Annotated in this window: 6 protein-coding genes, 2 tRNA genes and 1 rRNA gene; 7 read left to right on the top strand and 2 right to left on the bottom strand. The window is 38.9% G+C overall.

The window, feature by feature from the left end; genetic code table 11:
* The first annotated feature begins 1 nt into the window (after nucleotide 1).
* Nucleotides 2–1,426 (top strand): RagB/SusD family nutrient uptake outer membrane protein, encoded by a 1,425-nt coding sequence (locus AC4PG5_RS08860; protein ID WP_492028572.1) that lies wholly within the window; start codon nucleotides 2–4, stop codon nucleotides 1,424–1,426.
* Between the two features lie 476 nt (nucleotides 1,427–1,902).
* Here AC4PG5_RS08860 and AC4PG5_RS08855 read toward each other — a convergent pair whose 3' ends face one another.
* Both AC4PG5_RS08855 and AC4PG5_RS08850 read right to left on the bottom strand, forming a co-directional pair.
* Complete coding sequence (locus AC4PG5_RS08855) at nucleotides 1,903–3,528, bottom strand: RagB/SusD family nutrient uptake outer membrane protein (RefSeq protein ID WP_492028571.1); 1,626 nt, start codon at nucleotides 3,526–3,528, stop codon at nucleotides 1,903–1,905.
* A 12-nt stretch (nucleotides 3,529–3,540) separates the two neighbouring features.
* Nucleotides 3,541–6,768: a SusC/RagA family TonB-linked outer membrane protein gene (locus tag AC4PG5_RS08850; protein ID WP_492028570.1), complete on the bottom strand. Its 3,228-nt coding sequence runs from the start codon at nucleotides 6,766–6,768 to the stop codon at nucleotides 3,541–3,543.
* A gap of 545 nt (nucleotides 6,769–7,313) precedes the next feature.
* Between AC4PG5_RS08850 and hflX the strand changes: the two genes are divergently transcribed.
* The 6 genes from hflX to AC4PG5_RS08820 all read left to right on the top strand — a co-directional run bounded on the left by hflX (nucleotide 7,314) and on the right by AC4PG5_RS08820 (nucleotide 15,703).
* The gene (gene hflX, locus AC4PG5_RS08845; protein WP_492028569.1) at nucleotides 7,314–8,573 is read left to right on the top strand and encodes a GTPase HflX; all 1,260 of its coding nucleotides are present in this window, start codon (nucleotides 7,314–7,316) and stop codon (nucleotides 8,571–8,573) included.
* A 19-nt stretch (nucleotides 8,574–8,592) separates the two neighbouring features.
* Nucleotides 8,593–10,584, top strand: coding sequence for a DUF4954 family protein (locus AC4PG5_RS08840; RefSeq protein WP_492028568.1), 1,992 nt, complete (start codon nucleotides 8,593–8,595; stop codon nucleotides 10,582–10,584).
* Nucleotides 10,585–10,672: 88 nt separating this feature from the next.
* Nucleotides 10,673–12,301 (top strand): fumarate hydratase, encoded by a 1,629-nt coding sequence (locus AC4PG5_RS08835; protein ID WP_492028567.1) that lies wholly within the window; start codon nucleotides 10,673–10,675, stop codon nucleotides 12,299–12,301.
* A gap of 1,543 nt (nucleotides 12,302–13,844) precedes the next feature.
* Nucleotides 13,845–15,368: ribosomal RNA gene (locus AC4PG5_RS08830) — 16S ribosomal RNA — on the top strand.
* 143 nt (nucleotides 15,369–15,511) lie between these two features.
* Nucleotides 15,512–15,585, top strand: a tRNA-Ile gene (locus tag AC4PG5_RS08825).
* Nucleotides 15,586–15,629: 44 nt separating this feature from the next.
* A tRNA-Ala gene (locus AC4PG5_RS08820) sits at nucleotides 15,630–15,703 on the top strand.
* Nucleotides 15,704–15,763: the final 60 nt, after the last annotated feature.

Here is a 15,763-nt window from a genome sequence, read left to right as displayed (position 1 = left end):
TATGAAACATTTGAATAAATATATATTATCAGCTTTTATTAGCACTGCTCTTTTATCTTCTTGTACATTTGAGGTACTTGATGATAACCCTTATTATATGGGAGATTCTGCTGATCAGATTTTTTCTAGTAAGGAAAAAATAGAAGCTGCGTCTGTAGGGATGTATGATGCCTTGCAAAATGCTGAATTTTTAGGTGGACGTGCGCAAATATATGTTGATGCACGCGGTATTGATGTAAATCCTCCGACATACTTTGGCGGGTTATCAAATTTTAATGCAACATCTAGTAATGCAACTGTTGAGGACGCATGGCAAGGAGCCTATAGAACAATTGCAGAGTGTAATTTATTTCTAGAAGGGATTCAAGGCGCTGTGGATAATAAAATTATTGATGATACAGAATTTAAGAAATTTGCGGCTGAAGCACGTTTTATACGTGCGGTAGCATACTTTTATACCTTGAATTTCTGGGGACAAATGTATGTCAAGGACTCTGAAAATTTAGGTATTCCTTTGATTATTAACTCTTATGACGGTAAAACAGGGTTTACTGAAGCTATTAAAGTTTCTAGATCTTCAATTAATGATTGTTATCAGTTAATTATTGATGATCTCACTTATGCAAAAGATAATGCAAATGAAAATTGGGGAGCTGATTATTCTAATAGAGCAAGAACAACAGTAAATGCTGCTAAAGCGATGTTAAGTCGGGTTTATCTTTATCGTGGTGATAATGCTAACGCTATAGTGTATGCAGATCAGTTATTGGGGAAATACTCTTTAGACTCAGACGTGGTGAATGTGTTTACTACTCCAGAAACGTCTCCTGAAATAATCTTTTTTGTAGCGATGAATCAAACAGATAATCCTAATACAAATAATTCATTAGGACAACATTATGGGGCTAGTGCAAGAGCTGACATAACTGTAAGTACACAGTATTTAAATCTATTGAGCGCAACAGATACTAGAAAAACTGAGGGCTTAATAGAAAATGGTGGTGCTTTCTATTGTAATAAGTACAGAAAGAAATCTGCTGACTGGGCTCCTATTATTCGTTATGCAGAAATTTTATTGAATAAAGCAGAAGCTTTAGTAAAGAAGAATAATACTGTTGATCCTGTTGCTGTCACCCTTTTATCTGAAGTGCATTCACGTTCTGAGGCTGGAAAAACATTTGCTGTTGCAGATTTTGCTAATGCAAAGGCGCTGTTAGACGAAATTTTACTTGAAAGAAGAAGAGAACTTGCTTTTGAAGGGCATGCTAGTTTTGATTTATTCCGTAATGAGATAGGTATTCCTGCGGGACGAGGAAGTGCTTCAGCACCTGCAATAACTTATCCTAATAATTTGTTTGCTCTTCCAATACCAAGTTCTGACGTGGAGAAATCAAAAGGAGCCTTAGTGCAAAATAAGGGGTATTGATAATATATATCTAATAAAAATAATATTTTTTTTAAAAAGGCCATAATAGAAATTATCTATTATGGCCTTTTTGCATTATTTTAAGAGTGGTATATAGTATATTGTTATTTATACTATTGTTGATCGGTAAATAAACTGAATGTGAGTATTGACTATTGTCTGATCCATTTGTATCTCAAGCAAGCCGCTTGATGAATAAGACGGTTTCTAGTGATTAAGAATTGGAGTGATATATAAGTCTGTTTTATTAATAAATATATTTCTACAGCTAGCATGCTATGGAATTATATTCTATAAATTTAAATAAGATTACTTATATAACTTCGGGACAACTATCAATGAAAGTTGTTTAGAGGTGATAAATCATTATAGAAAAGGTCTTAAAACTATTGAGTTAAAACTTTTGTAAGCTTGCCTCATATAATCTTAAAACCTTTTCCTTATAGTCAAGGGCCTATTTCTTTTTCTAAAACAGGTTAGTTTATGTTTTCGTTGTAATCGCTTTCGCGCTTAGGAATACTCCATTTCCAGAATGATTCTTTAGAACCGTAACTTCCGGCAACACTTGAGTAATAATTACCTCCGTTAGCAAAACCTTCTCTTACAACCATGTCGTTCCAACGTTTGCAGTCGAACCAGCTGAAGCCTTCTCCAAATAGTTCAAGGCGACGATAAAGTTTAATCTCTTTTAAAAGCTCGTCATTGGTTTTTGAGCAAGAATAATTCGGCTGACGACCAGATGTGGCATTTAGTTCTACTAGATTGGCTTGTGCATCTGTTGCTTTGTTTAGATGATAATTAGCTTCTGCTTCGATAAGAACCATTTCTGACGAACGAATGATTGGTTGGCAACCAACCCCAGGTTGTGCTGTTGCCTGGAATTTTAAGTTTGCATATGAAAAGGCTTGTTCAGGAGTTCCAGCTGGGAGCTGTTTACTCTTAATTAGACTTTTTACATAATCATTGGCTTTATCATAAGCTTCTTGATCGGTGAATTCGCCATTATGTGATCCTGCTTCATCTCCTGCTACGACATCCAAATAAGTTTTTCCAGTTGGCAAGAAACGGCTTTCTGTCAAGAATAAACCTTTGCGAATATCTGTTTCCGGAAATTGCTCGATCAAAGCTTTGTTAATACATACATTAAGATTACTGTTAGCTCCATTACCATTGCATGCCATATAAACTTGCCATCCAAAAAAGTAAATCGTTTCATTCTCATCATTATAGATGCTCCAGATCCATTCTGATGTTGGTGCGGCAAAACCTTTGCGATAATCGTTGACTGACATTAAAGGATATCCTGCTTTAGCAAGTTTAGCATATTTAAGAGCATTTGAATAATCCTCTTTATCTAAAGCTGCACGTGCATAAATAGCATAAGCAACGCTTTCGTTAGGAAAGCAGTTGGTGTCTGCTGCTTTATTGTAAACCTCTTCACGGGTTAATCCTGATTTCTGATATAGATCGATTGCTGCATCTAAATCTTTGTAAATCTGATCATAAGATTCCGCTAATGTGGAAAGTGGAATGTCACCTATTGATTCATCTATGCGAAGGACGATTCCGTTTGATGTGCCTTTGTTGCTTTTTGACCAGTTGTCACAATAAACAGTGATAAGGCGACTGAATGCATAAGCACGGAAAGTCAAGGCTTCGGCTTTGATGAACTGACGTTCAGATTCACGTCCCTCAGCATTATCGATTTTGGCGATTATGGCATTGGCATTTCCAATGATCAGATAATAATAATACCATGGATAGTCATTGTACTTGGATGTTGTATTTGTGGTTATTGTACCATTCATAATAGGTGACCATCCTGGATTCATGTATGGGAAGTTCAGATCTTGCCCAGGGTATTCTCCGTATAGAAGTTTCATGCTACCTTCTCCATTAAACGATTGCCCATATCTTCCATGCTGTGAAATCATTATTTTACATAATCCGTTGATGGCTTGTTTGGCATTTTCTGTCGATGAGAAAATTTCATCGCCAGATGCGGAGTCTGTAGGACTTGTTTTTAACCAGTCACTTGAACATGAACTGATGATGAATGAGCAGCTGAATAAAAAAGCTGCTAGTTTTATTATTGATTTCATAAGTCTTTTAATTTAGAATCTTAAATTTAAACCGAATGAATATACACGTGCTGCAACAAATGTGTTATCCTGTGAACCGTTGAAACTGTATTGTGGGTTTAATCCTTTTCTTGAAGTGAAGGTTGCTGCATTTTCAACAGCGCCAAAGATGTTTAAGCCTCCAAGTCCCAACTGTTTTGTGATTTTCTCAGGGAAATTATAACTTAAATTGATGTTTTTAACAACAAAATATGAAGCACTTGTCAACCAACGTGATGAGGCCCCTTGAGAGTATGAATCGTATGATGAAAGGTCGAATGCCGGTAGAGCGTGTGGGGCGATTCTATCTGGTGAATCAGCAGCAATGTTTTCTTCTGGTTTTTGTTTCCAAGCATTCAATACATCTGGGTGCAAGGCTCTTGGTCCTGCCATCGAAGTCGTCATGATATTTTGATAATTGAAATCGTAAACTTTACCTCCAAGTGAATAAGTACAAAGTACTGATAAAGTTAAATCTTTCCAAGTTAATGAAGAATTGATGCTACCAAAAACGTCTGGTAATGCACTACCTTGCCAATCTTTTTGTGCATAGGCGTTGTTGTATACATAGTACTTCTCTGTTCCGTTATCATTAATCGTGATCACATCGCCTGATGCTTTGAGCTTGTCTGTAACCTTGCTTGGATCAGCGTTGTATAATGAACGACCAGTAAGCTTGTCTACCCCTGCAAAAGTGTAAGTGTAGAATTCATATATGCTATGTCCTTCGCTATAATTGTTTATTCCACTTAAGATGTCTTTTCCGTCAGGTAGTTTTGTGATTTCATTGTTAATTGTAGTTAGATTTAATCCAACATTCCATCTCAAATCTTTTTGATTGATAACATCAACATCCATGGCAACCTCTAATCCCAGATTGCGAACAGAACCGATGTTTTTGAAGACTGTAGGCATGCCGCTTGCTGAACTTCCTAACCAATCGGTAGCTCCTGCTGATAATGGATTGTAGACTTTAAATAATAGATCTTTCGACTGCTTGTTGAAAAAGTCAAGCGAAAAATTGAATCGATTGAATAGACGTCCCTCAAGAGCGATATCTAGAGTTGCCGATTTTTCCCATTTTAGCTTCTCGTTTGGATTCTGCAATTTGTAGTAGGCTCCTAATCCAGAGTTGGTATCAGCGTAGTAAAGTGATTTGTAAGCATAATATTCTACTCCAGCATCATTTCCGACTTCGCCGTATGCTGCACGTAGTTTTAAGCTATTAACCCAATCATACTTTTTCATAAACTGTTCTTCACTGACAGCCCAGCTACCACCAATCGACCAGAAACGTCCCCAGGGGCTATAGAAGCGAGAAGAACCATCATAACGGAAAGAAGCATCAACGTAATATTTTTGGTTGTAGTTATAGCGAGCACGCGATAAATAACTTTCTGTTGTGTACATATCCTTCGCACCTGTGGCACTCGTTAGCTTAGAGAAGTTAGATGCTTCAATGTTATCGCCTAGAATTTGTTGCTTCTCTTTCATGAAATAATCATAGCTATCTGTATGCTTAAAAGCTTCGTGTGCTCCTAGAATATCGATATGATGGTTTTGAAATTCACGTGCCCAATATAACTCTTGTGCAAAACGATAATCGAATACATGTGAGTTGGTTTTGGATAAGCGTCCGGCATTTGGTTCACCGTCACCACAAATTGGGTTGTTGTATTTCTTTTGGATTTGGTTAACGTTGTATACATCACTCTTTATTGTGAAAGAAAAATCCTTTAAGAAATTTACAGTACCATAAATCTGTCCATTGATTGCATTACGATTACTGTTGTTTACGTCATTACGTAACTCATAGATAATGTTACGCTTGTCTAAATAATCTGTATTGTTTAGGTTATAAATTGGCTGACCATTTTCGTCAACTGCAATTTTCCCATTGCCGTCATGTTTATAATAAGGATAAATCGGTCCCATATTACCTGCTGTGTTGAAAGGATTGATGAATGAGGTTCCTTTCGCACTATTGGCAAAGTTCGAATCTGACATTGTAGTAGATAGGTTAATACCTGCTTTAAACCATTTAGTTGGCTTGAAGTTTGCGTTCAAACGTCCGGTAAAGCGGTTGAAATCTGAAGTGATAATATAACCTTTCTCATCGAGATAAGAGAATGAAGCAAATAAGTCATACTTTTCTCCACCAGTATCTGCACTAAGGCTATACTCTTGTCGGTGACCGTTCCTTTCAAGTTCGCCCATCCAGTCTAGGTCTGTATATCCCGGATTTACTTTAGCCACAAGTTTGCCATTAGCATCAAATAATTCAGAATCGCTTTTGTCGAAAATGTTACTTTTCAAGATGCTCATTAGGTTTGAACTAGCTAGTCGAGAAGCTGTGGCATCATCGTATTTTTGTCCGTTAGTGTCTTTGCCATCTACCATTAAATAACGTTTGTATCCAATTCGCATAGTTTCCATCCAGTCTTTTACTCCTAAATGGTCATATTGAGGAATGGCACGATTATAAATACCTTGTTGAATGCTAGCTCGTATATTTAGCTTATCACTTTTCCCTTTTTTGGTAGTAACGAGAATAACTCCGTTAGCCGCTTTATTACCATAAAGAGCAGCTGAAGCAGCATCTTTCAATACAGAAATGGACTCAATATCGTTACTGTTTATATCCGTCATGTTACCATTATAAGGTACCCCATCAACAACAATCAAAGGAGCATTTGTCCCGTTAATAGAACCGAATCCTCTAATGCGAATATTTTCTTTATTACTTCCTGGTTCTCCGTATGAGTTGTTTACCTGAATACCAGGTGCTGTTCCTTCGATTGCACTTGTTGCACTTGTTACAGGGCGAGTCTCAAGTGCCTTCGAGTTGATAGAAGTTACCGAACCGGTTATCGATTGCTTGCTTGCAGTACCGTAAGCTACTACGACTACCTCCTCAAGGCTTTGTGCATCTGATTTCAGTTTCACACTTAGATTAGGCGTAACGCCAACTTCTAGTGTTTGCATTCCGATGTAGGAAATCTGAAGTAATTTGGCCGATTTGGGAACATTGGGAAGGGTAAATTTACCGTCGATGTCAGTAATTGTTCCTACCGTAGTTCCTTTTACTAGGATGGAAGCTCCGATGATGGGTTGTCCGTCTTCTTCGGAAACAACCAAGCCGGAAATCTTCTGGACTTGTGCGGTTGCTAAGCCAATGCCTATGAATAGACATGATAATAGCAACATTAATTTTCTTTTCATAATGCTCTCAAAAAATTAACTTAATAAAAATGAATAATTATTCTCTCTATAATTAAAAGAATACAAAAATATCAATAAATATATGTTTCACAACAGAATTGTGGAAAAAGCTTTGTTTTTTATTAAAATTGGTAGAATGGTTATTTTGTTGGATATCTTTAACTCTTTCTTCGGTGTTCTCCCATTTTGTATTTCTTAAAACATCTTGTTTATAGTGCGTTCGGACCAATTAGCCTGATTATTAATGGTTTTTGTCAATATTCTGTTTGTTTTTATTATTTCTTATAGAAAATGCGTATTTGAAAAAGGCGAATTAGAATGGCAGAGTCTTGATGATAATAAGCTATAAATATGATTGTTAAATTGTTAACTCCGAGAAACTTGTGACTTGAGATTTCTTTATCATCTCGTTAGAAGATCATCTTGAAAGCTTCTTGCTCTTGAGGATAGAACTTGCGTGATGCTCACATTTTTAGTCTTCTATGTGTGTTTTTGAGATTTATCGCGTACATTTGCCCAAAGAAAAACAATTAGATTTTTTAGAGATGAAAGAATTTGTGATATCAGAGGCCAAGGTGGAGACTGCTGTACTTGTTGGAATCATTACTCAGACTCAAGACGAGCGTAAAACAAATGAGTACCTTGATGAATTGGCCTTCCTTGCCGAGACGGCTGGGGCAGAGGTAGTGAAGCGTTTTACTCAGAAATTGCCTATTGCCAATTCTGTGACTTATGTAGGAAAAGGTAAATTGGAGGAGATTAAGCAGTATCTGCTTGCAGAAGAGGAGGCTGAACGTGAGGTTGGTATGGTGATTTTTGATGATGAACTGTCCGCTAAACAGATTCGTAATATTGAAGCAGAACTGAAGATTAAGATTCTTGATCGGACGTCTCTTATCTTAGATATTTTCGCAATGCGTGCTCAAACCGCTAATGCTAAAACGCAGGTCGAATTGGCACAATACAAATATATGCTTCCACGCTTACAACGCTTATGGACTCACTTGGAACGACAAGGTGGCGGCTCCGGTAGCGGTAGTGGGAAAGGTGGCTCAGTAGGACTTCGTGGTCCTGGTGAAACGCAGTTGGAAATGGACCGACGGATCATTTTGAATCGTATGTCTTTGCTTAAAGAGCGCTTGGCGGAGATTGATAAGCAAAAGGTCACTCAACGTAAGAACCGTGGGCGAATGATTCGTGTAGCATTAGTTGGGTATACCAATGTTGGTAAATCGACGATTATGAATATGCTTTCTAAAAGTGAGGTTTTTGCTGAGAATAAACTATTTGCTACATTGGATACTACGGTGCGTAAGGTGATTATTGAGAACTTACCATTCTTGCTTTCCGATACTGTAGGGTTCATCCGCAAATTGCCAACTGATTTGGTGGACTCTTTTAAGTCAACTCTTGATGAGGTGCGTGAGGCTGATTTGTTGGTGCATGTGGTTGATATTTCTCATCCTGGATTTGAAGAGCAAATAGAAGTGGTCAACAAGACTTTGGCTGATATTGGTGGGGCCGGTAAGCCTATGGTTCTAATTTTTAATAAGATAGATGCTTATAGCTATATCGAAAAAGCCCCCGACGATCTTACCCCCAGAACAAAAGAAAACTTAACACTTGAAGAACTGATGAAGACGTGGATGGCTAAAATGGAGGACAGTTGCCTCTTTATTTCAGCCCGCGAACGAATCAATTTAGAGGATTTTAAAGACACAGTATATCAAAAAGTTAAAGAATTGCATGTGCAGAAATATCCTTATAATGATTTTCTTTATCAGACCTACGACGTTGAAGAATAACTTTAAGTGATAAAGATTTATGATAAAAACTTTTCGTGCTTTAACTGAAGATGAAATTCTTCAGTTGAAAAGCCAATCGTGTTTAGCTGATAATTGGGCTGATATTACCGTTGCTGATCATTTTGATGCTGATTTTGTGCATCATACTCGATTTTCCGGGAAAGTTCAATTAGGTGTGTTTGAAAAAGAATTTGTTTTACCGGGTCGTATTCGCAAACATAGTGGTTTGCGTCATGTTACATTACATAATGTGGTCGTTGGTGATAATTGTTGTATAGAAAATATTCAAAATTATATCGCTAATTACGAGATCGGACATGATGCTTTTATTGAAAATGTGGATATCATTTTGGTGGACAGACGAACAACCTTTGGAAATGGGGTAGAGGTTGCGGTTCTGAATGAAACCGGAGGACGAGAGGTTTTAATCAATGATAAATTGTCGGCTCATCAAGCTTATATTATGGCTCTGTATCGCCATCGTCCGGAATTGATCAATAGGATGAAAACGATTGCCGATTTCTACTCGAATAAGCATGCTTCTGATGTTGGAAATATTGGGCATCATGTGATGATTGTCAATACCGGATCGATCAAGAATGTGAGAATAGGCGATCACTGCCATATTTGTGGGGCTTGTCGCTTATTTAATGGAAGCATTAACAGTAATCAGTTGGCTCCTGTTCATATCGGGCATGGGGTTATTTGTGACGATTTTATAATCTCTTCCGGGTCGGATGTCGATGATGGAACGATGCTGACGCGTTGCTTCGTGGGACAGGCTTGTAAGTTGGGGCATAACTATTCTGCTTCAGACTCTTTGTTTTTTAGCAATTGTCAAGGTGAAAATGGAGAAGCGTGTGCTATTTTTGCAGGCCCATATACGGTGACTCATCATAAGTCGACCTTGCTGATTGCAGGTATGTTTTCTTTTATGAATGCGGGATCGGGCTCTAATCAGAGCAATCATATGTATAAACTTGGCCCTATTCATCAAGGGACTCTTGAACGAGGGGCTAAAACAACATCCGATTCTTATATCCTTTGGCCGGCGCGTGTTGGAGCTTTTTCTCTGGTGATGGGTCGACATGTCAATCATTCGGATACTTCTGATTTGCCTTTCTCTTATTTGATTGAACAACAGAATACGACTTACCTTGTTCCCGGAGTTAATCTGAGAAGTGTTGGAACCATTCGTGATGCTCAGAAATGGCCGAAGCGTGATAAGCGTAAAGACACTCATCGATTGGATTTTATCAACTATAATTTGTTAAGTCCTTATACGATTCAGAAAATGATTAAAGGGCTTTCTATTTTGAGAAACCTCAAAAAAGTATCCGGGGAGACTTCGGAGATTTACTCTTATCAAAGTGCCAAAATAAAGAATTCGTCTTTGAACAACGGAATGAAGTTTTATGAGACGGCTATACATAAATTCCTAGGTAACTCAATAATCAAACGTTTGGAGGGCCTTGATTTTCCTAATGAGCAGGAAGTGAGAGCACGTTTACGTCCAGAAACTCTTATTGGACTTGGTGAATGGGTGGATATTTCGGGCTTGATTGCTCCTAAGACAGAGGTTGATGAACTTTTGGATGGCATTGAGGCTGGGCGGATTAATAAGCTTAAAGAGATCAATGCTTGTTTTGAACAGATGCATGCTAACTACTATGTCTATGAGTGGGCATGGGCTTATGAAAAGATTCAAGAATTTTATGGCTTGGATTTAGAACTAGTGACCGCCAGCGATATTATAAGCTTGGTAAACCGGTGGAAAGAGGCGGTTGTGGGATTAGATCGTTTGGTCTATGAGGATGCTCGTAAGGAATTCTCGCTGTCGTCGATGACTGGCTTTGGAGCAGACGGCAGTCGTGATGAGATGAAACAAGACTTTGAACAAGTACGCGGTGATTTCGAGAGTAATCCGTTTGTAACTGCTGTACTTAAGCATATTGAAGATAAAAGTGCTTTAGGTGATGAGCTGGTTGGACGTCTAAGCAAATTGCTATGATTTTTCGATCATTCGATTTTTAAACTTCCAATTTATATTGTTACCTTTGCCTTAATAACAACTATTTCGTAATAAAAAGATATAACTTATGGCAACACCTCCGTTTAAGTATCAACCCATGTTTGAGAAAGGGAAAGATACAACTGAGTACTATTTGCTTACAAAAGACTATGTCTCTGTAAGTGAGTTTGAAGGAAAACCGATCTTGAAGATTGAAAAAGAAGGTTTAACAGCAATGGCTAATGCGGCCTTCCGTGATGTGTCATTTATGCTTCGTCGTTCGCATAACGAGCAGGTTGCTAAAATTCTAAGCGATCCGGAAGCTAGTGATAACGATAAATATGTGGCGTTGACGTTCTTGCGTAACGCTGAGGTTGCATCGAAGGGAGTATTACCTTTCTGTCAGGATACTGGAACGGCTATCATTCACGGTGAAAAGGGGCAACAAGTTTGGACTGGCTATTGTGACGAGGAGGCTCTTTCGTATGGGGTGTATAAAACGTATACTGAAGAAAATCTGCGTTATTCACAAAATGCTCCTCTAAATATGTACGACGAGGTGAATACAAAATGCAACCTTCCAGCTCAAATTGATATTGAGGCTACAGAGGGCATGGAGTATGAATTCCTTTGTGTAACTAAAGGTGGTGGATCGGCTAATAAGACTTATTTATATCAAGAGACTAAAGCGATCCTTAATCCGACAACACTAGTGCCATTTTTGCTAGAAAAGATTAAATCATTAGGTACTGCTGCTTGTCCGCCTTATCATATTGCGATTGTTATTGGTGGTACATCTGCTGAAAAGAATTTGCTGACTGTGAAATTGGCTTCAACTAAATTTTATGATAATTTGCCGACAACTGGAAATGAATTTGGACGAGCATTCCGCGATGTTGAGTTAGAAAAGCAAGTGCTTGAGGCTGCCCATAATATTGGCTTAGGAGCGCAGTTTGGTGGTAAATATTTAGCTCATGACGTGCGAATTATTCGTTTGCCGCGTCACGGTGCTTCTTGTCCTGTTGGACTTGGTGTATCTTGTTCGGCTGATCGTAATGTTAAATGTAAGATTGATGAAAAGGGTATCTGGATTGAAAAACTAGATGATAATCCAGGTCGTTTAATCCCTGAAGAGTTACGTCATGCTGGCGAAGGGGATGCGGTGAAGATTGATCTGAATCGTCCGATGCCTGAGATTTTGAAAGAATTGTCTAAATATCCGGTGGCTACGCGTTTGTCTTTGAACGGAACGATTATTGTTGGCCGTGATATCGCTCATGCTAAACTGAAAGAACGTTTGGATCGTGGGGAAGATTTACCTCAATATATTAAGGATCATCCAATCTATTATGCTGGTCCGGCTAAGACTCCAGAAGGAATGGCTTGTGGCTCTATGGGGCCGACAACTGCTGGACGTATGGACTCTTATGTTGATTTGTTCCAAAGTCATGGCGGTAGTATGGTGATGTTGGCTAAAGGAAATCGTAGTCAGCAGGTGACTGATGCTTGTCATAAGTTTGGTGGTTTTTATCTTGGATCTATTGGAGGTCCGGCTGCTATCCTTGCTCAAAATAATATTAAGAGCATTGAGTGCGTTGAATATCCAGAACTCGGAATGGAAGCTATCTGGAAAATTGAAGTTGAAAATTTCCCTGCATTTATCTTGGTAGATGATAAGGGTAATGATTTCTTTAAGCAAATAAAACCTCGTTGTTAAATTGAATTTGTGAACTTATTTATTTTAAATACAACAAAAAAAAGAGCTTGTTTAAAGCTCTTTTTTTGTTGTATTTGTGCTTCTTTTTTACTCGCAATTTGTGCTATTTTAAATTTGACGCGATTTTGACATAATCTTAAAATGATTATTATGTGAATATGAGGAGGGCGACGTTGCCTTTGTTGCTTTCCTTGTATCTCTTATGCAAAAGTGTAATTCGTTAATTTTGAATCGACCTCTTATAAATGAGATTGCTTATTTATAATATTGATTATATGTTGGTCTGATTGATCTACTTTAATAATAAATTTTCCATTTCATCCGAGCGCTTTTGTTCATCATTTATCTGGCTCAACGATTTTAGTTTTCTGAGGATGTTAATTTGACTTTAATTGAGTGATAATAGGTCTGTGGTGTAATTGGTAGCTTTGAGAAATGGTAGGTCTAAACTTGCTGATCGCATTTTCCTTTCCGAGACTTTCTTTGTTTGTCTGTTTTTTATGTATTTTCTTATTTGTTCTTATGCCTTTTGGCGTTTTATTGTTTGCTGTCAATTGTTCGTCCCACAATTGTTGAACGAATAGTTTCTGGCCTCTTAATCATTAGTTTCTTGCAAGCTAAAGTTTTATTCCTTGTTATTTATCCTTAGTTGCAAGTTTGTGAGGTTTTTGGTTCTTTGTTGACTCTGTCTCTTTTTGTTTTTTTTCTTTTCGCTGGTTAAATTACTTTTGAGCTCTATATTGTTTGTATAAAATGTGTGTTTTCGATGTAATGCATATACGTACGTGCACCCGCACTTACGTATCCGCGCGCTCGCACATTCACGCACGCACGTGTGAATATTATATGGTGTCTGTTTTTCCGCCCCTTGACTCACCTCTCTAAAACCATGCTTTGTAACGTATCTATTTTTCAACCCTTTATCTATTATCTTTAAAAAAACTCAGAAAAAACCTTCTGATGGATTTGTGTATTGCCGCTTAATGCTCTACTTTTGCATCCGCTTTGCAAGAGAGACAAAGCCTTTTGATTGACATTTTGCTTTGGTTCGATGGCCGAATGGGTTCTCCGGATACTTTTTTCAGTAGTTTCCTTTTGAGGTGACTTTGATTCGCTTTAAAAATTAAATTAAAAATAACTTCGAAAAGAGTTGTTGTTTTAATATTAAAGTTTGTATCTTTGCAGTCCGATTCGCTTAGGTTTTCAGCCTTTCGATTTTGAATGGTTCTTTCGCAAGAGAGTTTACTGATTTGAAGTTGAAAAAACCTGAAAGATTAACTTTAAAAAAAACTTTCCAAAACGTTTGGTGGTTTGCTTAAAGAGTTTTACCTTTGCACCCGCTTTTGAATCGAAGATTTGATCAGAAGCCACGTTCTTTGAAATATTGATAAACAATACAAGTAGTACAAGTAAAAAACAAGAACCGTCAATACTTATTATTAGGTATTATTAGATCGTCAATAAATTTTTACGGTATCCTGAACAGAGCTAAAAAGGTATTGGCTTTTATTTATATAAGAGTTAATATTCAAACAATATTATTACAATGAAGAGTTTGATCCTGGCTCAGGATGAACGCTAGCTACAGGCTTAACACATGCAAGTCGAGGGGCATCAGGGATTAGCAATAATCTGCTGGCGACCGGCGCACGGGTGAGTAACACGTATTCAACCTTCCGATAACTCGGGGATAGCCTTTCGAAAGAAAGATTAATACTCGATAGTATATTTTCTTCGCATGTTGAAAATATTAAAGAATTTCGGTTATCGATGGGAATGCGTTCCATTAGGCAGTTGGCGGGGTAACGGCCCACCAAACCTACGATGGATAGGGGTTCTGAGAGGAAGGTCCCCCACATTGGAACTGAGACACGGTCCAAACTCCTACGGGAGGCAGCAGTGAGGAATATTGGTCAATGGACGGAAGTCTGAACCAGCCAAGTAGCGTGAAGGATGACTGCCCTATGGGTTGTAAACTTCTTTTATATGGGAATAAAGTGCGCCACGTGTGGTGTTTTGTATGTACCATTATGAATAAGCATCGGCTAACTCCGTGCCAGCAGCCGCGGTAATACGGAGGATGCGAGCGTTATCCGGATTTATTGGGTTTAAAGGGAGCGTAGGTGGGCTGGTAAGTCAGCTGTGAAAGTTTGCGGCTCAACCGTAAAATTGCAGTTGATACTGTCAGTCTTGAGTACAGTAGAGGTTAGCGGAATTCGTGGTGTAGCGGTGAAATGCTTAGATATCACGAAGAACTCCAATTGCGAAGGCAGCTGACTAGACTGTTACTGACACTGATGCTCGAAAGTGTGGGTATCAAACAGGATTAGATACCCTGGTAGTCCACACAGTAAACGATGAATACTCGCTGTTTGCGATATACAGTAAGCGGCCAAGCGAAAGCGTTAAGTATTCCACCTGGGGAGTACGCCGGCAACGGTGAAACTCAAAGGAATTGACGGGGGCCCGCACAAGCGGAGGAACATGTGGTTTAATTCGATGATACGCGAGGAACCTTACCCGGGCTTAAATTGCAAATGAATATAGTTGAAAGATTATAGCCGCAAGGCATTTGTGAAGGTGCTGCATGGTTGTCGTCAGCTCGTGCCGTGAGGTGTCGGCTTAAGTGCCATAACGAGCGCAACCCTTATCTTTAGTTACTAACAGGTCATGCTGAGGACTCTAGAGAGACTGCCGTCGTAAGATGTGAGGAAGGTGGGGATGACGTCAAATCAGCACGGCCCTTACGTCCGGGGCTACACACGTGTTACAATGGGAGGTACAACAGGCAGCTACACGGCGACGTGATGCTAATCCCCAAAACCTCTCTCAGTTCGGATTGGAGTCTGCAACCCGACTCCATGAAGCTGGATTCGCTAGTAATCGCGCATCAGCCACGGCGCGGTGAATACGTTCCCGGGCCTTGTACACACCGCCCGTCAAGCCATGAAAGCCGGGGGTACCTGAAGTACGTAACCGTAAGGAGCGTCCTAGGGTAAAACTGGTAATTGGGGCTAAGTCGTAACAAGGTAGCCGTACCGGAAGGTGCGGCTGGAACACCTCCTTTCTGGAGCGATACCGTTCAAATGACGATTAATGGTTCTTGGTTTTTGTACTACTGGTACTTGTTTATTTAAGATATAGATCTTTAATAAGGATAAACAAGAGATAAAAAGAAGCCGGGCCTATTTTAGGCACGAGTGTACTGACAGTCCTATAGCTCAGTTGGTTAGAGCGCTACACTGATAATGTAGAGGTCGGCAGTTCAACTCTGCCTGGGACTACCGATGTACGAGATTTGGATGACCATCTCTTTTTTTGTTACTTCGGGGGATTAGCTCAGCTGGCTAGAGCACCTGCCTTGCACGCAGGGGGTCAACGGTTCGAATCCGTTATTCTCCACCTTTTCTTTGAGACATAAGAAAAACGATCTTTGACATGTTGTACAAAAAGTAAAAATTT

Source organism: Bacteroides sp. QWL-09 (assembly GCF_058683585.1).
Note: the sequence above shows the minus strand (reverse complement) of the source record. Positions and strands in the feature narration are given on the sequence as shown.